General features: G+C 54.8%; 29 protein-coding genes and 1 pseudogene. 24 read left to right on the top strand and 6 right to left on the bottom strand.

Annotation, left to right across the window (positions count from 1 at the left end; genetic code table 11):
- The first annotated feature begins 3 nt into the window (after positions 1-3).
- From DL346_RS14075 to DL346_RS14065, 3 genes are read left to right on the top strand one after another with little or no spacing between them, the layout of a single operon-like run.
- A complete protein-coding gene (locus DL346_RS14075) occupies positions 4-804 on the top strand; it encodes a metal ABC transporter ATP-binding protein (RefSeq protein WP_112882725.1) in 801 nt (266 codons plus the stop codon).
- The gene (locus tag DL346_RS14070) at positions 805-1,611 is read left to right on the top strand and encodes a metal ABC transporter permease (protein ID WP_112882724.1); all 807 of its coding nucleotides are present in this window, start codon (positions 805-807) and stop codon (positions 1,609-1,611) included.
- A 15-nt stretch (positions 1,612-1,626) separates the two neighbouring features.
- Positions 1,627-2,340 (top strand): cytochrome c biogenesis CcdA family protein, encoded by a 714-nt coding sequence (locus DL346_RS14065; protein ID WP_112882723.1) that lies wholly within the window; start codon positions 1,627-1,629, stop codon positions 2,338-2,340.
- A gap of 42 nt (positions 2,341-2,382) precedes the next feature.
- Here DL346_RS14065 and DL346_RS14060 read toward each other — a convergent pair.
- Positions 2,383-2,520, bottom strand: a pseudogene (locus DL346_RS14060) (spore photoproduct lyase family protein); the annotation flags it as partial.
- Between the two features lie 132 nt (positions 2,521-2,652).
- On the opposite strand from DL346_RS14060, the gene mntR reads away from it, so the two are divergent.
- Positions 2,653-3,075 carry a transcriptional regulator MntR gene (mntR, locus tag DL346_RS14055; protein ID WP_112882722.1) on the top strand — a complete coding sequence of 141 codons (423 nt, stop codon included), beginning with the start codon at positions 2,653-2,655 and terminating at the stop codon, positions 3,073-3,075.
- 76 nt (positions 3,076-3,151) lie between these two features.
- Here mntR and DL346_RS14050 read toward each other — a convergent pair whose 3' ends face one another.
- Together DL346_RS14050 and DL346_RS14045 are read right to left on the bottom strand one after the other, a co-directional pair.
- Positions 3,152-3,436, bottom strand: a complete 285-nt coding sequence (locus DL346_RS14050; protein WP_112883119.1) for a hypothetical protein — start codon at positions 3,434-3,436, stop codon at positions 3,152-3,154.
- 53 nt (positions 3,437-3,489) lie between these two features.
- A complete protein-coding gene (locus tag DL346_RS14045; RefSeq protein ID WP_112882721.1) occupies positions 3,490-4,443 on the bottom strand; it encodes a DUF1385 domain-containing protein in 954 nt (317 codons plus the stop codon).
- Positions 4,444-4,646: 203 nt separating this feature from the next.
- Between DL346_RS14045 and DL346_RS14040 the strand changes: the two genes are divergently transcribed.
- The 5 genes from DL346_RS14040 (at position 4,647) to DL346_RS14020 (ending at position 8,835) form a co-directional block, all read left to right on the top strand.
- Positions 4,647-5,171 carry a YqhR family membrane protein gene (locus tag DL346_RS14040; RefSeq protein ID WP_112882720.1) on the top strand — a complete coding sequence of 175 codons (525 nt, stop codon included), beginning with the start codon at positions 4,647-4,649 and terminating at the stop codon, positions 5,169-5,171.
- A gap of 78 nt (positions 5,172-5,249) precedes the next feature.
- On the top strand, positions 5,250-5,702 hold the full coding sequence (gene aroQ / locus DL346_RS14035; RefSeq protein WP_112882719.1) for a type II 3-dehydroquinate dehydratase: 453 nt from the start codon (positions 5,250-5,252) through the stop codon (positions 5,700-5,702).
- 4 nt (positions 5,703-5,706) lie between these two features.
- A complete protein-coding gene (locus DL346_RS14030) occupies positions 5,707-6,783 on the top strand; it encodes a M24 family metallopeptidase (protein ID WP_112882718.1) in 1,077 nt (358 codons plus the stop codon).
- Positions 6,784-6,888: 105 nt separating this feature from the next.
- Positions 6,889-7,446: an elongation factor P gene (gene efp, locus DL346_RS14025; protein ID WP_112882717.1), complete on the top strand. Its 558-nt coding sequence runs from the start codon at positions 6,889-6,891 to the stop codon at positions 7,444-7,446.
- 135 nt (positions 7,447-7,581) lie between these two features.
- Positions 7,582-8,835 carry an aspartate kinase gene (locus tag DL346_RS14020; protein ID WP_112882716.1) on the top strand — a complete coding sequence of 418 codons (1,254 nt, stop codon included), beginning with the start codon at positions 7,582-7,584 and terminating at the stop codon, positions 8,833-8,835.
- Between the two features lie 61 nt (positions 8,836-8,896).
- Here the strand turns inward: DL346_RS14020 and DL346_RS14015 are convergent, their stop codons facing one another.
- The 3 genes from DL346_RS14015 to comA all read right to left on the bottom strand — a co-directional run bounded on the left by DL346_RS14015 (position 8,897) and on the right by comA (position 11,058).
- On the bottom strand, positions 8,897-9,358 hold the full coding sequence (locus tag DL346_RS14015) for a DUF441 domain-containing protein (RefSeq protein WP_112882715.1): 462 nt from the start codon (positions 9,356-9,358) through the stop codon (positions 8,897-8,899).
- Positions 9,359-9,452: 94 nt separating this feature from the next.
- On the bottom strand, positions 9,453-10,163 hold the full coding sequence (locus tag DL346_RS14010; protein WP_112882714.1) for a 2-phosphosulfolactate phosphatase: 711 nt from the start codon (positions 10,161-10,163) through the stop codon (positions 9,453-9,455).
- Positions 10,164-10,200: 37 nt separating this feature from the next.
- Complete coding sequence (gene comA / locus DL346_RS14005; RefSeq protein ID WP_112882713.1) at positions 10,201-11,058, bottom strand: phosphosulfolactate synthase; 858 nt, start codon at positions 11,056-11,058, stop codon at positions 10,201-10,203.
- 302 nt (positions 11,059-11,360) lie between these two features.
- On the opposite strand from comA, the gene DL346_RS14000 reads away from it, so the two are divergent.
- The 15 genes from DL346_RS14000 to nusB all read left to right on the top strand — a co-directional run bounded on the left by DL346_RS14000 (position 11,361) and on the right by nusB (position 21,469).
- Positions 11,361-11,627 (top strand): YqhV family protein, encoded by a 267-nt coding sequence (locus DL346_RS14000; RefSeq protein WP_112882712.1) that lies wholly within the window; start codon positions 11,361-11,363, stop codon positions 11,625-11,627.
- 127 nt (positions 11,628-11,754) lie between these two features.
- Positions 11,755-12,765: a stage III sporulation protein AA gene (gene spoIIIAA, locus DL346_RS13995; RefSeq protein ID WP_112882711.1), complete on the top strand. Its 1,011-nt coding sequence runs from the start codon at positions 11,755-11,757 to the stop codon at positions 12,763-12,765.
- Positions 12,758-13,276 (top strand): stage III sporulation protein SpoIIIAB, encoded by a 519-nt coding sequence (gene spoIIIAB / locus DL346_RS13990; RefSeq protein ID WP_112882710.1) that lies wholly within the window; start codon positions 12,758-12,760, stop codon positions 13,274-13,276. The genes spoIIIAA and spoIIIAB overlap by 8 nt, the downstream gene beginning before the upstream one ends.
- 15 nt (positions 13,277-13,291) lie before the next feature.
- Complete coding sequence (gene spoIIIAC, locus DL346_RS13985; RefSeq protein ID WP_112882709.1) at positions 13,292-13,495, top strand: stage III sporulation protein AC; 204 nt, start codon at positions 13,292-13,294, stop codon at positions 13,493-13,495.
- 35 nt (positions 13,496-13,530) lie between these two features.
- Positions 13,531-13,926 (top strand): stage III sporulation protein AD, encoded by a 396-nt coding sequence (spoIIIAD, locus tag DL346_RS13980; RefSeq protein ID WP_112882708.1) that lies wholly within the window; start codon positions 13,531-13,533, stop codon positions 13,924-13,926.
- A gap of 6 nt (positions 13,927-13,932) precedes the next feature.
- On the top strand, positions 13,933-15,189 hold the full coding sequence (spoIIIAE, locus tag DL346_RS13975) for a stage III sporulation protein AE (protein ID WP_240633158.1): 1,257 nt from the start codon (positions 13,933-13,935) through the stop codon (positions 15,187-15,189).
- A 28-nt stretch (positions 15,190-15,217) separates the two neighbouring features.
- A complete protein-coding gene (spoIIIAF, locus tag DL346_RS13970; protein WP_112882707.1) occupies positions 15,218-15,937 on the top strand; it encodes a stage III sporulation protein AF in 720 nt (239 codons plus the stop codon).
- Between the two features lie 19 nt (positions 15,938-15,956).
- Positions 15,957-16,592 (top strand): stage III sporulation protein AG, encoded by a 636-nt coding sequence (spoIIIAG, locus tag DL346_RS13965; RefSeq protein WP_112882706.1) that lies wholly within the window; start codon positions 15,957-15,959, stop codon positions 16,590-16,592.
- 38 nt (positions 16,593-16,630) lie between these two features.
- Positions 16,631-17,329 carry a SpoIIIAH-like family protein gene (locus DL346_RS13960; RefSeq protein WP_165822506.1) on the top strand — a complete coding sequence of 233 codons (699 nt, stop codon included), beginning with the start codon at positions 16,631-16,633 and terminating at the stop codon, positions 17,327-17,329.
- 191 nt (positions 17,330-17,520) lie between these two features.
- A complete protein-coding gene (gene accB, locus DL346_RS13955; protein WP_112882704.1) occupies positions 17,521-18,018 on the top strand; it encodes an acetyl-CoA carboxylase biotin carboxyl carrier protein in 498 nt (165 codons plus the stop codon).
- A gap of 56 nt (positions 18,019-18,074) precedes the next feature.
- Complete coding sequence (accC, locus tag DL346_RS13950; RefSeq protein WP_112882703.1) at positions 18,075-19,430, top strand: acetyl-CoA carboxylase biotin carboxylase subunit; 1,356 nt, start codon at positions 18,075-18,077, stop codon at positions 19,428-19,430.
- 143 nt (positions 19,431-19,573) lie between these two features.
- Positions 19,574-19,981 (top strand): Asp23/Gls24 family envelope stress response protein, encoded by a 408-nt coding sequence (locus tag DL346_RS13945; RefSeq protein WP_112882702.1) that lies wholly within the window; start codon positions 19,574-19,576, stop codon positions 19,979-19,981.
- A 100-nt stretch (positions 19,982-20,081) separates the two neighbouring features.
- A complete protein-coding gene (gene amaP / locus DL346_RS13940) occupies positions 20,082-20,645 on the top strand; it encodes an alkaline shock response membrane anchor protein AmaP (RefSeq protein ID WP_112882701.1) in 564 nt (187 codons plus the stop codon).
- A gap of 11 nt (positions 20,646-20,656) precedes the next feature.
- Positions 20,657-20,887: a DUF2273 domain-containing protein gene (locus tag DL346_RS13935; RefSeq protein WP_112882700.1), complete on the top strand. Its 231-nt coding sequence runs from the start codon at positions 20,657-20,659 to the stop codon at positions 20,885-20,887.
- A gap of 129 nt (positions 20,888-21,016) precedes the next feature.
- The gene (gene nusB / locus DL346_RS13930; protein WP_112882699.1) at positions 21,017-21,469 is read left to right on the top strand and encodes a transcription antitermination factor NusB; all 453 of its coding nucleotides are present in this window, start codon (positions 21,017-21,019) and stop codon (positions 21,467-21,469) included.
- The last annotated feature ends 102 nt before the right edge of the window (positions 21,470-21,571 follow it).

Below are 21,571 nucleotides of genomic sequence, written 5' to 3'. Positions count from 1 at the left end.
AACATGCTGACAAAGCAGCAACATCAGCCGATTGCGTGCCATCAGCCGATCATCGAGCTGGAAGAGGTCTCGTTTGCATATGAGCAAAAACCGGTCATCGAGAATATTAGCTTTTCCGTGCAGGAGCGGGACTTCGTTGGCGTCATCGGATCGAACGGAGCGGGCAAGACGACGCTGCTGCGCATGATCGTCGGGCTGCTCAAGCCGACTGCCGGCGCGATCAGATTGTTCGGCGAGCCGATTCAACAGTTCAAGGATTGGAACCGGATCGGCTATGTGCCGCAAAAAAATTCATTCAATCCGCTTTTTCCCGCCACGGTTCGCGAGGTTGTTCAGTCTGGGCTGTACAATCGCAACAAACTGTTCAAGCGCGTTTCGAAGGCCGATGCCATCAAATGCGATGAGGCGCTCCATGCGATGAAGATCGAGGACTTGGCCGGCAAACGGATCGGTCAGCTGTCCGGCGGCCAGCAGCAGCGCGCTTTTCTGGCGCGTGCGCTCATTAACAATCCGGCGCTGCTCATTCTGGACGAGCCGACGGTCGGCATCGATACGGAAACGCAGGAAGGATTTTTTCATTTGATCAAGCATATGCATCAACATCACAACATTACGTTTTTGATGGTATCGCATGATATGGAGATGATCCGGTCTTACCTAGGCCAGCAGCCGAAGCAGCAGTCCGGCAAAATCAAGTTTTACGTGAAGCATTCGCACGATTTGGAAGATTGCGTGGAAACGAATTTGACGCACAGCTTGCGGGAGCTTCGTCAATCCATGGAGAGAGGGAAAGTGGGCGTTTAGGTGGATATCGTAACGAGTGAATTTTTTCAGAGGGCGCTGATCGGAGGTGTCCTTATCGGCATTACGGCCCCGCTGATGGGCTTGTTTCTTGTACTGCGCAGGCTGTCCATGATCGGGGACACACTGGCCCACGTTTCCATTGCGGGCGTAGCCCTCGGTTTCCTGATCGGCATTTACCCTGTCGGAGTAGGTCTAATATTTGCTTTGGCAGCGACCTTCGCTATCGAGAAGCTGCGCAAAGCTTACAAAACCTATGCAGAGCTGTCTATCGCCATCATCATGTCCGGCGGCGTGGCGCTCGCCTCGCTTCTGTTCACGATGGGGAAGGGGTTCAACGTCAGCGTGAGCGGGTACTTATTCGGCAGCATTTATACGCTCGATACGGTGGACCTGCTGCTGATCGGAATCGTAACCGCAGTCGTTCTGCTTGCCGTGGCGCTTCATGCGAAGGAGTTGTTTTTGCTAACCTTCGATGAGGATGCGGCGGCGGTCAGCGGGTTGCCGATCCGCTATTTCAATTTCATGATCAGCGTCCTGACGGCGCTTGTCATAAGCGTTTCGATCAAAATCGTCGGCGCGCTGCTCGTATCCGCGTTACTTACCATTCCGGCGGCCTGCAGCCTCGTCATCGCCAGAAGCTTCCGGCAATCGGTCGTCACGGTTGTCGTCATTGCCGAGCTGGCCGTCACGGTCGGTTTGCTTGTAGCGGGAGTTTGGAACCTGGCGCCAGGCGGAACGATCGTCATGCTGCTGATCGTAATCTTATTGCTGCTGCTTTCCGTCAGACGGAGATTCAGCGCAGGATGATGGTGGAGGTGTATTATGTCTGACGTAACGGTATGGGCCGCATTCGGGGCAGGGATTGCTTCCTTTATCTCGCCTTGCTGCCTACCGCTGTACCCATCGTACTTGTCTTATATCACAGGTGTATCCGTTAGCGATTTAAAAAGCGATCATCCCGGACGCGAAGTACGGCTGCGCACGATGAGCCATACGCTGTTCTTCATTCTTGGCTTTTCGGTCGTTTACTACACGCTTGGCTATGGAACTAACGCATTTGCCGAGCTGTTCTCTCAGTATCAAACCTTGATCCGCCAGCTCTCCGCGGTTCTGATCATACTTATGGGCCTTATCTTGATGGGACTTATTCAACCGAAACTGCTGCTTCGCGAAATGAAAATGCCGATGAAAATGAACCGGACAGGCTATCTGGCTTCCTTCGTCTTCGGCATCGGCTTCTCGGCTGGCTGGTCGCCATGCACCGGCCCGATACTGGCGAGCATCCTGCTCATGGCGGCTTCCGAGCCGGGGACATGGTTTGAACTGACGACCGCATATGCGCTCGGTTTCGCCATCCCGTTCTTCGTGCTCGCGTTCTTCATCGGTTCCACGCGCTGGATTTTGCGCTACTCCAACTTGATGATGAAGATCGGCGGCGCCGTCATGCTTCTCATGGGCATCCTGCTGTTCACGGACAAGATGACTCAAATCACGATCTGGCTCAATTCGATTACGCCGGATTGGCTGAAGTTCTGAATGGTTTTAAAGTAAGCTCCAGAACGAAGGGATGTACCTGATTTAAGCGTCCTCGAAATGAACAAAGATGCGCTCCGAGATGAACATCCGGAGCGCTTCTGCTTGTTCATCGGGGTAGACGTTCTTGCCTTGGCCCCAGCGGCCCCATTTGTATTTGCGTTTCCCGATGTCCATTTCCACCGCCCGCGCCCACAAACATGGAAAGATTAAAGGCGGCAGGTTGCGGCGTCTATAGCATGCAGTGTATGATACTAAGAGTAATGCGAAGGATGGTCCGGACGTACGGGATGACGGTGAATGGAGGAAAGTGAAATGCCTACTCCGAGTATGGAGGATTATTTAGAACGAATTTATAAACTCATTGATGAAAAAGGGTACGCGCGGGTTTCCGATATTGCCGAGGGACTTGAAGTTCATCCTTCTTCAGTGACGAAGATGATTCAGAAGCTGGATAAGGACAGCTACCTGATTTATGAGAAGTACCGGGGCCTCGTGCTGACGAATAAAGGGAAGAAAATGGGCAAGCGTCTTGTAGAGCGGCACCATTTGCTTGAAACGTTCCTTACGATCATCGGCGTGCAGGATGAGAACATTTACAAAGATGTGGAGGGCATCGAGCATCACCTGAGCTGGGACTCGATTACCTGCATCGAAACGCTGGTCGAATATTTCCGCAGGGAGCCTTCGCGCCTGGAGGATTTCAAAGCCATCCATGCGGAACTGAATAACGAGTAGAATCAAGCCAAAAAGGGGCATCCCTCGGCCGTCATGACATTCATGCGCCGGGAGATGCCCCTTTATCGTGCGGGTATTAATGATATTTCGGTATGTTGTCGTCATCCTTGCCGCCTTCAATCACGCGAAACGGCATGTTCTTGCGGGCTTTGCTCTTGCTCGCGGGCTGCTGGTCCTTACGCGAACCCGTCTTGTAGCGCGGCTTCGCTTTCGTTCGAGAGACGCCGGGAGGGAATTTGTAAAGCAGGTAGATCACGCCGAACACGGCGACAGGAATAATGAGCTGGTAGGGATTGCTGATCGTTTGAGTAATGATACCGATGACGACGAGCGCAAGGATGATGACTGACAGAGGGTTCATTTTTCGGAGCATCACATTCACCCTTTCTTCCCAGATCTTAAAATGGCTTGCGGTTAAGCTTGCGAATTCGCGACTTGGCCGTCGAGCTCCAGCATACGGTTGAAGGAAGCGATCGATACGGCAACCTGCTCGTCTGTAGGCTCTTTCGTCGTGAGCTTCTGCAGCCACAGCCCCGGATAACCGAGGAAGCGCAGCACCGGCAAATCACGCAGCGCGTTCGTAAACCGAAGCGCTTCGTATGAGGCGCCTAGCACGACAGGGAGCAGCAGGATGCGCAAGTAGATTCGTTCCCAGAGGGAATCCCAATGAAAGAAGGAATATACGATGACGCCGACCAGCACGGAGAAGACGATAAAACTGCTTCCGCACCGGTAATGCAGCCGCGTGAATTTCTGAACGTTCGCGACGGTCAGTTCCGCGCCCGCTTCGTAAGCGCTTATTACTTTATGCTCGGCGCCGTGATACTGGAACAGACGTTTAATGATCGGCGTTAGCGAGATGAAATAGAGATAGGAGAGCAGGAATAGGATTTTGATAATTCCTTCAATAAGGTTGTGTACTATTATATTCTCGAAGGCTTGTTCGAATAGCAATTCTTCGATTAGCGCCGGCACAAGCGTGAAGATCAGCTTGCCGGCCACGAAGGACAAGATCCCCGCAATGGCGACGCCTACGATCATGCTCAGGCTCCAACCGCTTTTCTCCGCCGATTTGACCGGCTTCTCGCCGTCCTTCGCTTCGTCAAGCTCATCCTCCGCATAGGATTCCATCGAAAAATTCAGATGCTGCGAGCCTTTGGCGCTTGATTCGAGAATGGCGACAACGCCTCGAACGAACGGTATTTTTTTGAGCTTCTGGATCCATGGCTTGGTCGTTCGTGGTACCTCATAATAGACGATCTCGTTGTTTTTCCGGCGAACCGCGGTCACATTGGCATGCTTGCCTGCAAACATAACCCCTTCGATGACGGCTTGTCCGCCGTAAATATTTTGCGTGCTTTGAGACAAGGGCGAATCACCATCCTTTAGTTTGACTATATAGGGTCTATGAATTTGATAGAGTCTCTTCTATATTGTACTTGATTCCCGTTCCGATTGCGAGCGTCATCCATTACCTGAATTGGGTCAGGCTCCGATTTGACGCCGCTTCGTTTGCGCATACTAGTATCAACCGCACGGAAAGCTAAGCCATCCAGAGGAGGAATTCACGCATGAGGAAAATTCAGTCGGAACGCAGCAAAAAAAGACATCGAAGCGATTACGGAGGCAAGGCGAACACTAATCCGGCCGCCTATTGCATAAAGGTGGGCTTCTACGCGGGCCTGATTTGGGGATTGATGCATTGGCTGCTATTTGCGATTCATTTTACGAAGGTTACGCCAGGCTATCTGGCCGAGCCGTTTTTCCGGGAATCCTTCTTGAAGACCGGATGGGGGCACGCGGTCGGAATCGGGGTATTCATCGTGTTCTCGATTATCGCGGCCTTCATTTATAAGCTGCTTTTAGGCCGCATACCGGGTCCGTGGCCGGGCTTGATTTACGGAATCGTCTGGTGGCTGCTCTTGTTCATGACGATCGGCCCGTTCATGCAGATGATGGAGCCGATCAATAAGATCGGGTATGATACCATCTCGACCGAGTGCTGCTTATTTGCGGTATGGGGATTGTTTATCGGTTACACGATTGCGTTCGAATTTACGGACGAGGCATCGAGAGAACCAATGGGCGCGCATTAGGCAAAAGGAGGTCCTCTTCTCAAATGGTGGGTCTTTGTGGTAGAATGGCTAATGATCTATGTGCCGGGAGGACTCTCCATGACCAGAATACTTGTACTAAATGGGCCGAATTTGAATATGCTCGGCATCCGTGAGCCCGGTGTTTACGGTTCGATGTCGCTTCAAGCGATCGAGTCGCTGGTGAAAGAAACGGCCGATTCGCTCGATTGCGACGTGTCGTTCTTTCAATCGAATCATGAAGGCGCGATTATCGACCGCATTCATGAAGCGTTTGGCCAAGCGGACGGAATCGTCATCAATCCCGGGGCATTCACGCATTACAGCTATGCGATTCGCGATGCGATCAGCAGCGTCGGTTTGCCTGTCGTAGAAGTGCATATCTCGAACATTCATAAACGCGAAGCGTTTCGTCATGTTTCGGTCATCGCCCCTGTTGCGATCGGTCAAATTGCGGGCTTCGGCGCCCAGAGCTATGTGCTCGGCCTGACCGCTTTGGTAAATCATATCAAGCAGCATAATGAAAAAGGGTGATTCCATGACAGCAAAACGTTTAACCGGTTTGCGCGGAAAGCTGCCTGCGCTGCAGGCGGATGCGATTCTCGTAACGAGTGCCGTTAACCGTCGGTACATAAGTGGATTTACAGGCTCCTCGGGCATGCTGCTCATCTCCGCTACGGACAGCTGGTTGTTGACCGATTTCCGGTATATGACTCAGGCTCCGCAGCAGGCGCCGGATTTCACCGTGGTCGAGCATGGCCCTAAGTGGATCGAGAACGTAAGAGAGCTGGCTGCCGCAGCAGGCATACGCAAGCTCGCCTTCGAACAGGACCACGTCGTATTCAGCAGCTATACCGCCTGGAAAGAAGCGATGAGCCCGTCTATCGAGCTGGTTCCGGCATCCGGTGTGATCGAGGAGCTTCGCCTCTTCAAGGATGAAGCCGAGCTCGCCGTCATTCGCGAATCTTGCGCGCTTGCGGACGAGACGTTTAAGCACATCCTAGGCTTCATTAAGCCGGGTTTGCGCGAACGCGAGGTTGCATTGGAGATGGAGATGTTTATGCGCAGCAGAGGCGCGACATCGTCTTCTTTCGATACGATCGTGGCTTCCGGGGAACGCTCCGCTCTGCCTCACGGCGTTGCAAGCGACCGCGTAATTGGCAATAATGAGTTCGTTAAGCTGGACTTCGGCGCGCTCTATAACGGCTACTGCTCGGATTTGACGCGTACGATCGTCGTAGGGAAGCCTACGGACCGTCACCGCGAAATTTACGACATCGTGCTGGAAGCGCAGCTTGCGGCTCTTGCAGGCATCAAGCCGGGAATGACGGGACGCGAAGCGGATGCGCTGGCACGCGAGGTCATTACGCGTCACGGCTACGGCGACAAGTTCGGTCACGGAACCGGACACGGCTTCGGCATGGAAATTCACGAAGCGCCGCGCCTGTCGGTCGGCGGCACGACGGTGCTTAAGCCGGGCATGACCGTTACGGTGGAGCCGGGCATTTACATTCCGGGCTTTGGCGGCGTCCGCATCGAGGACGATATCGTCATCACCGAAACCGGAAATTCGTTATTAACCTCATCCCCGAAGACCTTGTTCATTCTGGAATGAGCTTTATAAACAAGGAGAAAGTTTGACTCTCCGTCAAACACCTACTTACCAATCAAGGAGAGAGTTTGGCTCTCCGCCAAACTCCCTATTACAGGAGGAATACCAGTGATTTCAGTTAACGATTTTAAAACAGGTCTAACCGTTGAGGTGGACGGCGATATTTTCACCGTGCTTGATTTCCAGCACGTTAAACCGGGCAAAGGCGCAGCCTTCGTTCGTTCGAAGCTGAAAAACCTCAGAAACGGCAACACGGTGGAAAGAACGTTCCGCGCCGGCGAGAACATCGGCAGAGCGAACATCGAGAACCGTGCGGTTCAATACCTGTACAATTCCGGCACGGAGTACTCCTTCATGGACAACGAGTCTTTCGACCAATTCACGCTGGATAAGAAGCAATTGGAATGGGAGATCAATTTCCTGAAAGAAAACATGACGGTTAACATCTCCAGCTACAACGGCGAAATCATCGGCATTCAGCTGCCGAACAGCGTTGACCTGAAAGTAACGGAAACCGAGCCGGGCGTTAAAGGCAATACGGCGCAAGGCGCGACGAAGAACGCTACGGTTGAAACTGGCCTGAACGTACAAGTTCCGCTCTTCATTAACGAAGGCGACTCCCTGTTGATCGATACGCGCGACGGCAAATATATCTCCCGCGCGTAGTCACCTGCATAGGATATGAAGAAGCCGTTCGGACCAGGGCCGGACGGCTTTTTATATTCAAATGTACGCTCTTATGCTATAATCTTGTTTTATACAGACTTTACACTGAGTACTTCGTTAGGAGTGAACACACAAGTGTCGTTGATAGTAATGAAGTTCGGCGGCAGCTCCGTCGGCACACCAGAGCGGATGCAACGGGTTGCTAGACGAATCGCCGATTATAAGGAAGCCGGACATAAGGTCGTAGTTGTTGTTTCCGCTATGGGAGACACAACCGACGATTTGATCGATCAATCCAAGCTGTTGAACGCGAACCCGCCGGCACGAGAAATGGATATGCTGCTGACGGTTGGCGAACAAATATCGATTGCACTGCTCTCGATGGCCATTGACGCGATCGGGCATAAGGCCATGTCCTTCACGGGCTGGCAGGCTGGCATTCAAACGGAAGCGGTACATGCGAAAGCGCGGATCTCGGACATCAAGCCGGATCGTATTTTCGCGGCGCTCGATAACGGCTGCACGGTCATCGTTGCAGGCTTCCAAGGCGCTACGGCGGAAGGCGAAATCACGACACTGGGCCGCGGCGGCTCCGATACGACGGCCGTAGCATTGGCGGCTGCCATTAATGCCGACGTCTGCGAAATCTATACGGATGTCGACGGCGTTTACTCGACAGATCCACGCGTGGTCAAGTGCGCGCGTAAATTGGAAGAAATTTCCTATGATGAAATGCTTGAGCTCGCGAATCTGGGTGCGGCTGTGCTTCATCCGCGCGCTGTAGAATATGCCAAAAATTATAACGTACGTCTTGTAGTTCGTTCTAGCTTTACGCAAAACGAAGGCACGAGTGTGAAGGAGGAAGCGGTCATGGAACAAGGGATGGTCGTTCGCGGCATTGCCTATGACAAAAACGTAGCACGATTCAGCATTTTGGGAGTCGAGGATATTCCGGGCGTACTGGCACAGGTGTTCGGCGCGCTTGCTTCGAACGGCATCGACGTCGATATCATCGTACAGAGCGGCACGCAGGACGGAAAAGCGGACTTTGCTTTCACCGTGTCTCTTAGCGATAAAGATAAAGCCATCGCAGTCGTGGAACGCATTCGCAGCGAAGTGCCTTACCGTGAAGTGACGTCCGAAGTGAACCTGGTCAAGGTTTCGATTGTCGGTGCAGGCATGGTCAGCAACCCGGGCGTCGCGGCGAAAATGTTCGCGGCCATCTACGAGCTCGGCATCAGCATCAAGCTCGTTACGACATCGGAAATCCGCTTGTCGGTTGTCATTTCCGCGGACCACTGCCAAGAGGTTGTCCGTGCCCTTCATACGGCATACGGCTTGGATACTGCTGAGCAAGCGTTTGTCGGCGGACCGCAAGACAGACGTTAATAAATCGTAAAAAGGACAGCAGCGCTAACTTGGCGCTGCTGTCCTTTTTTTCTGTATATACTTAGAAGCGGTCCGCGATGAAGCTGAACAGCTTGAAGAGGATAGCCGTAATGCCCGCCGCCATTAACGGTCCGACCGGGATGCCCCTCAGGAAGACGATGCCGAAAATCGAGCCGACGACGAGGCCAACGATCAATTGGGGATCGAGCTTCAGCATCTCAAGCCCTTTGCCGTTCACGTAGGTAGCGATAGCGCCGCCGGTTAACGCCAAGATCCCGGGCCAAGAGGTAATGACGCTTACCATGTCCTTGGAGCCGATTCGTTCCGATGCGAAAGGAACGAGGACGCTGAAGGTCAGAAACAGAAGTCCGAGCTCCAGGCCGCGCCGCTCGATCGTCGGCAGGAACCGTTCCAGATGGACGAGCTTGACAATAAGCAGCACGCATGCCGCCGTCGAAATAATCGGCGAACGGCCGATTAAGCCGATTACGATTAATAGAACAAGAATAACTTCCCCGCTCATGCTTGTGGACTCCTTCAAACCTTTAGTCACCGCCTTCACGCCTTTTTTGCGCGGGCGCCATACTCCATTGTATGGAACAAGCCTAGCCGTTATGTCAGTTTTGTACGAGCATATCCCCCTGCATCCGCGGCACGATTCCGCTGATATTCACCTTGCTGCACCGTTCCACATCCCGGTTGCTCCCGTTCTTGCACAATCGTTTGCCCGTAGCGCTGGCAAACACAAGCTCTTGCACGCTTCCGCTTGTGCTCTTATAAAGTCCCAGCATCGCCGAGCCGATATCGTTCATCTCTATAGGGGCAGGGCAAAGCAATTGCAGCTCGCTGATAAGCAAGCCGGCGCATAAGCCATCTTCCAGAGCGAATTCGTCATGGCTTCCCGCGCAGAGCAGCACGATATCGCGACGCAGGTCGAGCGCGGCCCGGGCGCAGGCGGCCGCATTGTTGATCGAACCGGCCAGCACATTTTCGGCGCGCATTGCTTTATGGATTGCACGCGTCCCGTTCGTTGTCGTCAGCACGATTCGGCGGCCCTGAACAGGGATAGTAGAGAATTCATCCGGCGAGTTTCCAAGATCGAAGCCGGGAATCTTCCGGCAGAACCGCTCGCCTGCGATCAGATTGCCGCTGCCTTGCAGCGCTCTGGCTTCGAGGACGGTTTCGACGGGAAGTATGCCGGCGGCCCCGGCTTCCAACGCCGCGACGATCGTACTTGTAGCGCGCAGCACGTCAATGACAATGGCGGTCCGATGAACGAACCGCTCGGCCTGCGCCTCGTTGACGTTGGAAATTACTTCGATATGCATACCACAAACAACTTCCTTCCCGCTGCTGCCAGCTTCATTAAATCATATACATAAAAGGCTCAACGCGGGCGCCGAATTGAAAAGTATCCGAACGGAGGCCTCGCCTCATCGTCTCAAGCGCCAGCGCTTCCGCAGGCTGTATGTTGCCAAGGTTCACTTCCGCCCCGAATGTTTGCAGGAGCAGCACTTGCTGTGACTTCAGCGGCGTTTCCCACATGATGCGGGAGATATCGCCAAGCGAATGGCTAACGGCTTCCAGCACGCTCCGCGGGCACTCGCCGTTCCGGTCGAACAGGCCGACATCCGTGCCGGATTCCCTTGCTTCGATCGTCACCATTTGCGCGCCCGACTGCCAGTCGGCTTCAGCGGTGGCAACCAATTCCTTGATGTCTACAAGCGAACCGGACAGCTTCTTGCCGTATTCGGTCACGACCTGCAGTCCATGCTTGATGCCCTCCTGAATCAGCTCGGTACGGCGTTTGCGGCTCAGCTCGATCGTGCCGTCCGACACTTCAACCCCATTAAATCCAAGCCTGCATGCGGTATGGAAAAAGGCGGGCACGACATCTTGTTGAACCGCAGCCTCGAGCAAGGTGCCTCCGGGCATAATCAACAGTCCGCAGCGTTTGGCCAATTCGATTTTGCTGAGCAGCAAATCGGTCGGATAGAGCGGTGCCGTACCGAAGCCTAGCTTGATGCAGTCGATATAGCCGCCAGCGGTTTCAAGCAAATCGGAGAACGCGTGCCGGCCGAGTCCTTTGTCGATGACCATCGTTTTGCCGCGTCCGGTTATCCGGTGCGCGTTCTGGCCGAATTCAGGACGGCTGGACATGTCGCGCTGGCCGCTTGGATCATTCAAAGCCGCGGGCCATGCCGCCTGGGGAATAGCTCTCATGATATCTCCTCGCAATCGTTTCTTATAACCATACAGAATGTACCGGCTTATGACGTATGCATTTCTGTATGTTCACCGCATAACACGTTTTTCAAGTCGAATGACGGCAAAGCCGTTTCGTCTTGCCCCAGCAATATATGCAGAGGGAACTAGGCGTGTGCGGAGTGTTTTTCGTGCTCCGAGCTCAAGCCGAATTAATGAGAATGAAAGAGAGACAGGCCCGCATAAGCTGTAAGAGAGCCGGGTATCTAGCAACGCAGGCATGCATCGTTACCGATTCGCTAGGGAAAGAGGTGATAGAGATGCTCAACAAAATCGTGCTTAGCATGGCTTCGATCCGCATGTTCTCCGGTTCGCTGGAGATTATGGCGGCACTCCTGATGCTGCGGTTGAATCAAATCGACAAGGCGCTCATCGTCAATTCGTCGCTTGCCCTCGTCGGCCCTTTCGTGCTTATTTCAACGACCATGATCGGTCTCGTCGGCCTTTCGGATAAATTGTCGTTCGGCAAGATGCTTTGGGTCGTCTGCGGCGTCGCCTGCATTCTGATCGGCGTGCTCAAGAAGTAAAGCTCTCTTCGCCATGCACGGACACTTGGAATCTAGTCATATTACGCGGCCGGGCAGAATAGAATGGGATACAAAGATGGACAATCAGTCACTCTATCAATCTATCGGAAGCCGGGAGGGATGCCGGATGCTAAAACGAGTTCAGCATTTGCTGCCCTCCGAGCTGTCGGAGGTGCTCGGACGAATGCCGGAGCGGCTGAAGGATGCGGTAGAGGAAATCCGGATCCGGGAGAACAGGCCGCTTGAAATCAGCACGGGACTAGCCTTCTGGTTCGTTTCCCCGTCCGGCGCGCTGCTGCCGAAGCCGGAGGAAGCGTACAAGCCGTCTTCGGAAACCTGCCGCAAGCTGCTCGAGAGAGTCACGAACCATTCGCTCTATGCGATGGAGGAGGAGCTGCGGCGCGGCTATATTACGGTGGCCGGCGGCCATCGGATCGGACTGGCCGGCCGAACCGTGCTTGATCAAGGACAAGTCCGCGGGATACGCGATATCGCGGCCTTCAACGTGCGGATTGCTCGCGAAGTCGTCGGAGCCGCTAACGCCCTGCTGCCGAAGCTGCTAGACCATCAGCGGCGGACCTTGCAATCGGCACTGATTCTAGCGCCGCCTCAGCAGGGCAAAACGACGCTGGTCCGGGATCTTGCGCGCGCGGTCAGCAGCGGTGCCTGGGGGCATCCGGGCGCGGCGGACTGGCCCGGCCGGAAGGTCGGCATCGTGGACGAACGCTCGGAAATCGCGGCTTGTATCCGGGGCGTGCCGACTTTCAACGTCGGCCCGCGCACCGACGTGATGGATGCCTGCCCGAAAGCGGAAGGGATGATGATGATGCTTCGCTCGATGTCGCCGGAAATTATGATTGTCGACGAAATCGGCCGCGAGGAAGACGGCGACGCCATTCTCGACGCCAGCCATGCGGGGGTGACGGTCATCGCGACGGCACATGCCAAGGACCTCGAGGACGCGCGCGGGCGGCCTGTACTCGGAAGACTGCTGGCTGCCGGAGCGTTCCAGCAGTGCGTGGAGCTAAGGCGAAACGGGGGCAGCCTGCTGAGCAGGGTACTGCCGGCTGCTGCGGCCGGACGGGCTCCGGCGGCTAGGGAGCCGACAGCTTGGAAGGGAGGCGGAGGCTATGGTTGAGCTTATCGGCGCTTCGTTAATCTTGTTCGCCGGCACCATGATCGGCCTGCTGCAAGCTTCCCGTTACGCCGCCAGGCCGAATCAGATCCGGCAGCTCATCCATGCGCTGCAGCGGCTCGAAACGGAAATCGGCTATGGCTACACGCCGCTTCCCGAGGCCATCAGCCGCTGCGCGGCTTACCTGCCGGAGCCGGTGACAGCGCTGCTGCGGGATGTGAACCGGCGCCTCGAGCAAGCCGGCGAGCTAACCTTCCGCGAATGCTGGGAAGGCGCGGTGCAGGCATATTGGCCGCTCACGGCCATGCGGCAGCCGGAGCAAGCGGCGCTGGTTCGTCTCGGATCCGCGCTTGGGATTAGCGATCGGGACGATCAAATCAAGCATCTGAGGCTCGCGATGCAGCAATTGCAGACCGAGGAGGAAGCGGCACGGGCCGATAGCGCGCGGTTTTCGAAAATGTGGAAAAGCCTCGGCGTTCTCACGGCGGCGCTAGTCGTCATTTTGATTCTTTAGCGGGGTGCCGGAACAATGAACATTGATGTCAGCGCCATATTTCAAATTGCCGGAATCGGCATCGTAGTTGCAATGATACACACCGTTCTCAAGCAGATGGGCAAGGAAGATATGGCGCATTGGGTGACGCTGATCGGCTTTGTCGTCGTCCTGTTTATGGTCGTTAGCCTCCTCAACGACTTGTTTCAAGAGATCAAGACGATATTCCTGTTCCAATGACGCTATTCAGGCATAGGCAAGGCGGGTGAACGAACATGGAAATCATCCAAATCGTCGGGCTGGGGCTGGTCGCGACGGTGCTCGTTCTCGTCGTACGCGAACAGAAGCCGATGTTCGCATTTCTGCTGGCTGCGTTTACGGGACTGTTCATTTTCTTATTCATTATCGGCAAAATCGAAGCGGTCATCACGGTGCTGGAGCAGCTGGCTGACCGATCGGGCATCCCGTCCATCTACCTGAAGACGATTTTGAAGATCATCGGGATCGCCTACATCGCGGAGTTCGGTTCGCAGATCGTGCGGGACGCCGGACAGGAAAGCATCGCCTCCAAGATCGAGTTCGCGGGCAAAATCCTCATTCTCGTGCTGGCCGTCCCCATCATCAGCGTCATCGTCGAAACAGTACTCGGCCTTCTGCCGGTAGGGAGTTGAAGCATTATGCGGCGGCATTGGACCATACGCCTTGCGGTGCTGCAAGCAGTAATCTTGCTTGGGCTGCTGACGATGCTGCCGATCGCCGCCAATGCGGCGGACACGCAAGACAGCGGGCATGCCGCTCCCTCGGCCGAAAGTCCGGCTGGGAGCGAGGATGCGGCGTCCGTCAACAAGAATTTGGCGGACGAGCAGCTGAAAGGGATGAACACCGAGGCGGTCGAGAATTACTGGAACAAGCTGATGACCGAATACGGCGGCTTCTTCCCGGACAGCCGGGTGCCGAGCTTCGCGGAGATGATCATGCCGGGCGGCGAAGGCTTGAAGCTGACGACGGTGCTGGCGGGGCTTCTCAAGTACGTGCTGCATGAGGTGTTGTATAACGGCAAGCTGCTGGTTACGATCGTCATCCTGACGGTGTTCAGCATGATGCTGGAAACGATGCAAACCGCCTTCGAGCGCAATACGGTCAGCAAGGTCGCATACAGCATCACGTACATGGTCATGATCGTGCTGGCGGTCAACAGCTTTAACGTCGCTATCGGGTATGCGAAGGATGCCATTACCGGAATGATCCAATTCATGCTCGCGATGGTACCGCTGCTGCTGACATTGCTTGCTACGATGGGCAATGTCGTGACCGTAACGGTGCTGCACCCGCTCATTATTTTCATGATTAACGCAGTGGGAACGGTCATTTACACCTTCGTGTTTCCGCTGCTCTTCTTCTCGGCGGTGCTTCATATCGCGAGCGCGATTTCGGATAAGTTCAAGGTGACGCAGCTTGCCAACGTGCTCCGCAATTTCAGCGTCGGCGTAATGGGCATCATGCTGACGGTGTTTCTGGGCGTGATTTCGGTGCAGGGGGCGACCAGCTCGGTCACCGACGGCGTCACGATGCGAACGGCGAAATTCGTTACGGGCAACTTTGTCCCCGTCATCGGACGAACCTTCTCGGATGCGGCGGATACGGTGATGTCGGCATCGCTGCTCATGAAGAACGCCATCGGCCTCGCAGGAGTCGTGATCATCTTGTTTCTATGCGCGTTTCCGGCCATCAAAATCATTACGCTCGCCCTGATCTACAACGTTGCCGCAGCCATCATGCAGCCGCTCGGCGACAGTCCGATCGTCAGCTGTCTGCAGACGATCGGCAAAACGCTCATCTATGTCTTCGGCGCGCTTGCGGCGGTCGGACTGATGTTCTTCCTGGCCATCACGATCATCCTCACAGCCGGGAACGCCGCAATCATGATGCGGTAAACGTAACGTTAGGCGGTGGAATTCGAACATGATGACCTGGCTTGCGGTTTGGCTGCAGCAAATTATCGCGGTGGTGCTGCTGGCGGGCTTTATCGATCTGCTGCTGCCGAACAAGGCGATGCAGCGCTACGTCAGGCTGGTTGCGGGCTTGATCATCCTGCTGACGATACTGACGCCGATTATCAGGCTGCTGCAAGGCGACTTTAATGCGCGGCTGGATCAGCAGGTGGAGAGCTGGGTCAAAGGCGGCGCAGCCATGCAGTTCCATATGCCGACGATTGAAGATATCCAGCAGCAGGCAAAGGACATGCAGCGAAAGCAGCAGTCGGCTGCAGCGGCGCTCACGGAGCAGAAGCTCGCCGAGTCGATGAAAGACGGCATCGCGCAGAGCACGGGTTTGCAAGTTGCGGCGGTCCAAGTCAAGCTTGGCCTGAATCAGGCCGGACAAGCGGACAAAATCGAAGGAGTTACGGTCACGCTGGCGCCGCGCGAGGAGCATGCCGAAGAAAGCTCGGCGGCCCAAGAGGCGGAGGAAGCGGTCAAAGAGGTCGATGCGGTTGAGGTCATCGTCCAGCCTGACGAAGCGCCGGGTACCGCTGGGGGGGCTGCCGAGGAAAAGGCGCCAGAACAAGCCCCGCCGGATGCAGTCATCCAAGCGGTTAGAGGCGTGCTTCAACAAGGATGGAGCGTGGCGCCGAAGCTGATCGACGTCAAGGTGCAGGGCGAAGCTGCAGGTACGGCTAACTAACTGAAAGGGGAGAACGACGTTGGCCAAATGGCTGGAGGGACTGGAGTCAAGCGTTGGCAAGGGGCAGGGCGGCCCAAGGCGGGTCAAGACGCTGCGATGGCTGCTCATAATCGGCTCGATCGGAGTGGCGCTCATGCTGATGAACTCCTTTCTGTCCTATCAGAGAGTGCCTGCAGCGGATCAAGCGGCCTCCGGAGCGGCGCCTCCCGACGAAACCGTCTTGGGCAAAGCTGCTGTCGCGCCGTCCTCCTTCGAAGAGATTGAGCAGCCGCTTGAAGCGAGGCTTAAAGATATATTGGAGTTAATCGTCGGCGTCGGCCAGGTAGACGTGCTCGTCACGGTCGATTCGACGGAAGAGGTAACGGTTCATGTAGACGAGAAGGAATCGCAGCAAATCACGAACGAAACGGATAAGAACGGCGGCAAACGAAGCATCACCTCCATCACGAAGGAAGGAAAAGTGGTGCTCTACAATACGGAAGGCGACACGGCTCCCATTATTGTCAAAAAGATTCAGCCAAAGATTCGCGGCGTGCTGGTCGTCGCCAAAGGCGCAGAGAACGGCACCGTAAGAACGCTGCTGATCGATGCGGTGGAGAAGGGGCTTAATGTCCCGATTAATCGGATTTCGGTAGTTCCGCGCAAGCATCAATAAAATCCAATTGGAAAATGAAAAGGGAGGCTGTTTCGTTCATGAACAACAAAAGACAAACGATTTGGCTGGTATCGATGCTGAGCTTGATGGTGATTTTGTCGGCTTACTACTTGTTTACCGAGGACGTCAATCCTTCGACGGATCTGGTAACCGACGGAACGCAGCAGGAGCAGATGAAGGATGGCGCGACCGAAGCGTCGGGCACGACGACCGAAGATGGCATTACGGTTACCGATGTAACGGACGGCGCAGCTGATGCGGATGCATCCAAAGATCCGGCGGCGGACGGCACGGCAGCGGGGAATGATGCTGCAGCGGCGGATGATGCGGCAGCGGCCGACAAAACCGATCAAGAGGTGCTTCGCCAGCTTGAAGAAGCGGGCGGCATTACGGCGAGCGTATTCAGCCAAATGCAAGAGAAGCGTGATCAGAAATTATACGATGAGTATAATAAGCTGTACAGCCAGATTTCCGATACGAAGCAAGATGACAAAGCAGCCGGAACCGCCGTCGAGCAGCTGAACCTGCTGGAAGATAAGAGCTCCAAAATTACCGGCCTCGAGGAAGAGCTCGTGAAGCAGTTCAGCAACGCAGCCATCGTGCCGGACGGCGAGCGCTATAAAGTCGTCGTGCAAAGCGACAAGCTGGAGAAAAGCCAAGCCGACAGCATCCTGACGATGGTCATCACCGAACTTGGCGTAGCGCCGGAGCAAGTTATGATCCAGTATGTGAAGTAAGGAAACGGAGGGCCCCGATGCCGAAGCAAGCGGCAATGGGGCTTTTTCCCATCAGGCATGTATAAAAAATGGGTTCGTGTTCCGGAAGGTTTATGCTATAATAAGGTTCGGTATGTGCAGGTTTTGGTAAAATAACACCGAATTGAAGCGTCTTCACCCAGGAGCGCGCAAAAACTTATAGGAGTGAAACGATGTTTAAGCTGAGCGAGATTAAAGAATTGATCAAGCTGGTTGACGGTACTTCGGTACACGAACTTGAAATTGAAAACGATGGCGCCCGCCTGATGATCCGCAAACCCGGCAAAACGGAAGTGGTGAATGTACAAGCCGCGTCTCTCGTTCCTACATATACGCAGGCTGTACAGCCTCAAGCCCAAGCGGCGCCAAGCCTGCCGGCGGCAGCGCCTACGGCAGCGGCGGCTCAAGCTCCGGCTGCGGCGGCAACGAATTACCACCAGATCGTGTCCCCGATGGTTGGGACGTTCTACCGTGCTTCTTCGCCTGAGAAAGGGCCTTATGTCAATGTAGGGGACCGGATCAACGAGAAGTCGATCGTATGTATTTTGGAAGCGATGAAGCTGATGAATGAGCTGGAAGCGGAAGTGCGCGGCGAAATCGTCGAGATCCTCGTTGAGAATGGACAGCTTGTCGAGTTTGGACAACCGTTGTTCCTGGTTAAACCGGAGTAGCGGAGCAAACGCGAAAGCGACACCGAGAACCATAGCGCACGAGAGGAGCTTTTACCGTGAAATTCAACAAAATTTTGATCGCTAACCGGGGTGAAATCGCCGTCCGCATCATTCGCGCCTGCCGCGAGCTCGGCATTCAAACCGTGGCCGTTTATTCCGAGGCTGACCGCGAATCGCTTCACGTCCGTTTGGCGGACGAGGCGTATTGCATCGGTCCGGTTGCCTCCAAAGACAGCTATTTGAACTTGACGAATATTATGAGCGTTGCGACGCTGACCGATTGCGACGCCATCCATCCGGGCTACGGGTTCTTGGCGGAGAATGCGGATTTCGCGGATATTTGCGAATCCTGCAACGTGACCTTCATCGGTCCGTCCCCGACGGCGATCAGCAAGATGGGCGACAAAGCGGTTGCGAAGCAGACGATGAAGCAAGCCGACGTGCCGATCATTCCGGGCTCCGACGGCCTGATCGACGATTTGGATGAGGCGGTCCGCGTCGCGCGCGAGATCGGCTATCCGGTCATCATCAAAGCAACTGCGGGCGGAGGCGGCAAAGGCATTCGGATCGCGGAGGACGAAGCAACGCTGATTTCGCAGATTACGACGGCTCAGCAGGAAGCGCAGAAGGCGTTCGGCAATGCGGGCGTATATCTCGAGAAATATTTGACGGGCATGAAGCACGTCGAAATTCAGATTATGGCGGACAAGCACGGCAATGCCGTCCATCTGTTCGAGCGCGACTGCTCCGTGCAGCGCCGCCGCCAGAAGCTTGTCGAGGAGGCGCCGTGTCCGGTGCTTAGCCCGGCCATGCGCGAGCGGATGGGCCAAGCGGCGGTACGCGCGGCAAAGGCAGTTAACTATGCGGGCGCCGGTACGCTGGAGTTTCTGCTCGGGCCCGAAGGCAACTTTTACTTCATGGAGATGAATACGCGTATCCAGGTCGAGCATCCGGTTACGGAAATGATCACGGGCGTAGACCTGATCAAAGAGATGATCTCCGTTGCGGAAGGCAACCCGCTTTCGTTCAAGCAGGAGGACATGAAGATTAACGGCTGGTCGATCGAATGCCGGATTAACGCCGAGGATTCCGAGCGCAACTTCATGCCGTCGCCGGGCCAAATTCAATTCTATTTGCCGCCGGGCGGTTTGGGCGTGCGGGTAGACAGCGGGGCGTATCCGGGCTACACGATTTCGCCGCATTACGATTCCATGATCGCGAAGCTGATCGTGTGGGGCGCAACGCGCGAAGACGCGATTTCGCGGATGAAACGGGCGCTCGCCGAGTTTGCCATCGATGGGATTCGCACGACGATTCCATTCCATATGAAGCTGCTGAATCACCCGAAATTCCTGAAAGGCAATTTCGACATCAAGTTTCTGGAGGAACATGACATCAACAATCCGAGCTAATCATAGCTGCCGTGCCAAGCGGACAGAATCGGATGGTTTGTCATATTTCCTTTGGAATGCTATAGTATAGGAATAAGAAGCGGATAAGCTATCGGCTTTAGCCCCGATGGCGAGCTACTTTTTACGGGAGGTGTAGGATAACCATGAGTACGCTAGCAGCGGACTATGAGAAAACAGACATGGGCACTATTCAAATCGCACCCGAAGTCATTGAAGTGATCGCTGGACTTGCGACAATCGAGGTTCATGGCGTAGCAGGCATGAGCGGCGGCTTTGCCGGCGGCATTGCAGAACTTCTGGGTCGCAAAAATTTGTCCAAAGGCGTCAAGGTTGAAGTCGGTCAGCGGGAAGCTGCGGTTGATGTGTCCATCATCGTGGAATTCGGCCACCGGATTCCGGAAATTGCAGCCGACATACAAAGCAATGTCAAACGCTCGATCGAAATGATGACAGGCTTGCATGTCGTCGAAGTGAATGTGCATATTCACGACGTTCATTTCAAGACGGCTGAGAAGCCGGAGGAAGAAGAGATCCAAACTCGAGTCAAATAGATGGATCATGCGTGTATGAATGACGACATACCCCCTAGTGGTTGGGCTTGCCGCTCGGCACTAGGGGGTTTTATCTAGTCCGCCCAAGGAGGAACTCTCGTTGATTAGAGTGTTGGACAAGCTTGTGCTATTTCTATACAGCATTGCGATGGGAGCAGTGGCCGTTATCGCGTTTAGTGCAGGCGTATACTGGTTTCCGGAAGAATGGCTGAGCAATCTGGTACATAATCTGTACAGCGGTGAATACCGTTGGCTGCAAGCGACGGTTATAATTGCATCCACAATCGTTCTGTTAGTCAGTCTGCGCTTCTTCTACATTTCGGTTCGGCGCAGCAATGCTTCGGCGCCTTCGATCGATCAGCGAACCGATTTCGGCGACATTCGCATTTCGCTTGAAACGGTGGAGAATCTGGCGCTTAAAGCGGCCAGCCGACAGCGCGGCGTGAGAGATCTGAAAGCGCGCATTCGGATCAGCGAAGCGGGGATCGACATTTCGCTGCGCGCGATTGCGGATGGCGAGAGCTCGATTCCGACCTTGACGGAAGAGATCCAGCGAGCCGTTAAAGCCCACGTGGAAGAGATTACAGGCATTCCTGTAGCGGGTGTATCCGTATACGTTGCGAACATCATCCAAACCGCGAACTTCAAGAGTCGCGTAGAATAGAGGTGGTGCGGATGTGGAAGGAAATCTGGACAACCTATGGCGGGAGGATTGCCGGGGTTTCAGTAGGATTCTTACTCGGACTTCTTTATTTCATCGTAGGCTTTTGGGATATGCTGTTTTTCGGATTGCTGCTTTGGATCGGCTATGCAATCGGTAAGATGAAAGACGAGCAAAGCGGTCCGGTAATTCCATGGCATCGGTTAACCGAATGGTTGATGGAAAGATGGAGGCCGTTTAAATAGCGCTATGGTCTCCTCCGTACCCCGGACACGGCATGATTTTGTTCGGGGCAGGGAGGAGATCATATTTTGAAATGGCATCGGCCGTTTCATCTGGATGATTGAATTTGTGCGAATTTGTCAGGAGGACCCATGAAACGTAGGTTAGCGCGGGAGATTGTAGTACAGAGCTTGTACCAGCTGGAAATGAATGAAGAGGCTACGGCTGCATCCGCTGTAGATATGCTTGTGGACGAAGTACGCGAGGAAAACGAAATCGAAGCCAACGCGGCGGACGTAGACCGGATCGATGAGTACGTCCGTGAGATGGTCCGCGGCGTTATGGAGCGCAAGGCTGCGATTGACGACATGCTGCAGCACTATTTGACGGGCTGGCAGGTCGATCGCTTGTCCCGCGTGGACAGGCAGATTTTGCGGCTCGCATGCTATGAGCTCGTATTTCGGGACGATGTGCCGCCGAAGGCCATTATCAACGAAGCGATCGAGCTGGCGAAGCACTTCGGCACCGACGAATCCGGCAAATTCGTCAACGGCGTTCTGGGCCGGCTGCTTCAAGCGTTGGACGAGCTTAAGCCCAAAGCTTAAGCGGTATCGCACGATATAATTGGTGGTACGAGCCCCTCAGAGCCCTCATTCGATGAGGGCTCTGAGGGGCTTGCGATAATTTACATATCAGAATCGAATCAG

It is taken from the genome of Paenibacillus montanisoli, assembly GCF_003268025.1.
Classification (GTDB): domain Bacteria; phylum Bacillota; class Bacilli; order Paenibacillales; family Paenibacillaceae; genus Paenibacillus_Z; species Paenibacillus_Z montanisoli.
This window is presented reverse-complemented; position numbering and strand designations above follow the sequence as displayed.

What these genes read in the sequence shown, in the direction of transcription:
- aroQ (WP_112882719.1), top strand. Translation starts at nt 5,250, where the DNA reads ATGACCAGAATACTTGTACTAAATGGGCCGAATTTGAATATGCTCGGC.
- mntR (WP_112882722.1), top strand. Translation starts at nt 2,653, where the DNA reads ATGCCTACTCCGAGTATGGAGGATTATTTAGAACGAATTTATAAACTC.
- DL346_RS13945 (WP_112882702.1), top strand. Translation starts at nt 19,574, where the DNA reads ATGAGTACGCTAGCAGCGGACTATGAGAAAACAGACATGGGCACTATT.
- DL346_RS14015 (WP_112882715.1), bottom strand. Translation starts at nt 9,358, where the DNA reads ATGAGCGGGGAAGTTATTCTTGTTCTATTAATCGTAATCGGCTTAATC.
- spoIIIAC (WP_112882709.1), top strand. Translation starts at nt 13,292, where the DNA reads ATGAACATTGATGTCAGCGCCATATTTCAAATTGCCGGAATCGGCATC.
- spoIIIAF (WP_112882707.1), top strand. Translation starts at nt 15,218, where the DNA reads ATGATGACCTGGCTTGCGGTTTGGCTGCAGCAAATTATCGCGGTGGTG.
- DL346_RS14050 (WP_112883119.1), bottom strand. Translation starts at nt 3,436, where the DNA reads ATGAACCCTCTGTCAGTCATCATCCTTGCGCTCGTCGTCATCGGTATC.
- DL346_RS14040 (WP_112882720.1), top strand. Translation starts at nt 4,647, where the DNA reads ATGAGGAAAATTCAGTCGGAACGCAGCAAAAAAAGACATCGAAGCGAT.
- DL346_RS14065 (WP_112882723.1), top strand. Translation starts at nt 1,627, where the DNA reads ATGTCTGACGTAACGGTATGGGCCGCATTCGGGGCAGGGATTGCTTCC.
- spoIIIAD (WP_112882708.1), top strand. Translation starts at nt 13,531, where the DNA reads ATGGAAATCATCCAAATCGTCGGGCTGGGGCTGGTCGCGACGGTGCTC.
- DL346_RS14000 (WP_112882712.1), top strand. Translation starts at nt 11,361, where the DNA reads ATGCTCAACAAAATCGTGCTTAGCATGGCTTCGATCCGCATGTTCTCC.
- accB (WP_112882704.1), top strand. Translation starts at nt 17,521, where the DNA reads ATGTTTAAGCTGAGCGAGATTAAAGAATTGATCAAGCTGGTTGACGGT.
- DL346_RS14010 (WP_112882714.1), bottom strand. Translation starts at nt 10,163, where the DNA reads ATGCATATCGAAGTAATTTCCAACGTCAACGAGGCGCAGGCCGAGCGG.
- comA (WP_112882713.1), bottom strand. Translation starts at nt 11,058, where the DNA reads ATGAGAGCTATTCCCCAGGCGGCATGGCCCGCGGCTTTGAATGATCCA.
- DL346_RS14075 (WP_112882725.1), top strand. Translation starts at nt 4, where the DNA reads ATGCTGACAAAGCAGCAACATCAGCCGATTGCGTGCCATCAGCCGATC.
- spoIIIAA (WP_112882711.1), top strand. Translation starts at nt 11,755, where the DNA reads ATGCTAAAACGAGTTCAGCATTTGCTGCCCTCCGAGCTGTCGGAGGTG.
- DL346_RS14030 (WP_112882718.1), top strand. Translation starts at nt 5,707, where the DNA reads ATGACAGCAAAACGTTTAACCGGTTTGCGCGGAAAGCTGCCTGCGCTG.
- DL346_RS13935 (WP_112882700.1), top strand. Translation starts at nt 20,657, where the DNA reads ATGTGGAAGGAAATCTGGACAACCTATGGCGGGAGGATTGCCGGGGTT.
- spoIIIAE (WP_240633158.1), top strand. Translation starts at nt 13,933, where the DNA reads ATGCGGCGGCATTGGACCATACGCCTTGCGGTGCTGCAAGCAGTAATC.
- nusB (WP_112882699.1), top strand. Translation starts at nt 21,017, where the DNA reads ATGAAACGTAGGTTAGCGCGGGAGATTGTAGTACAGAGCTTGTACCAG.
- DL346_RS13960 (WP_165822506.1), top strand. Translation starts at nt 16,631, where the DNA reads ATGAACAACAAAAGACAAACGATTTGGCTGGTATCGATGCTGAGCTTG.
- spoIIIAB (WP_112882710.1), top strand. Translation starts at nt 12,758, where the DNA reads ATGGTTGAGCTTATCGGCGCTTCGTTAATCTTGTTCGCCGGCACCATG.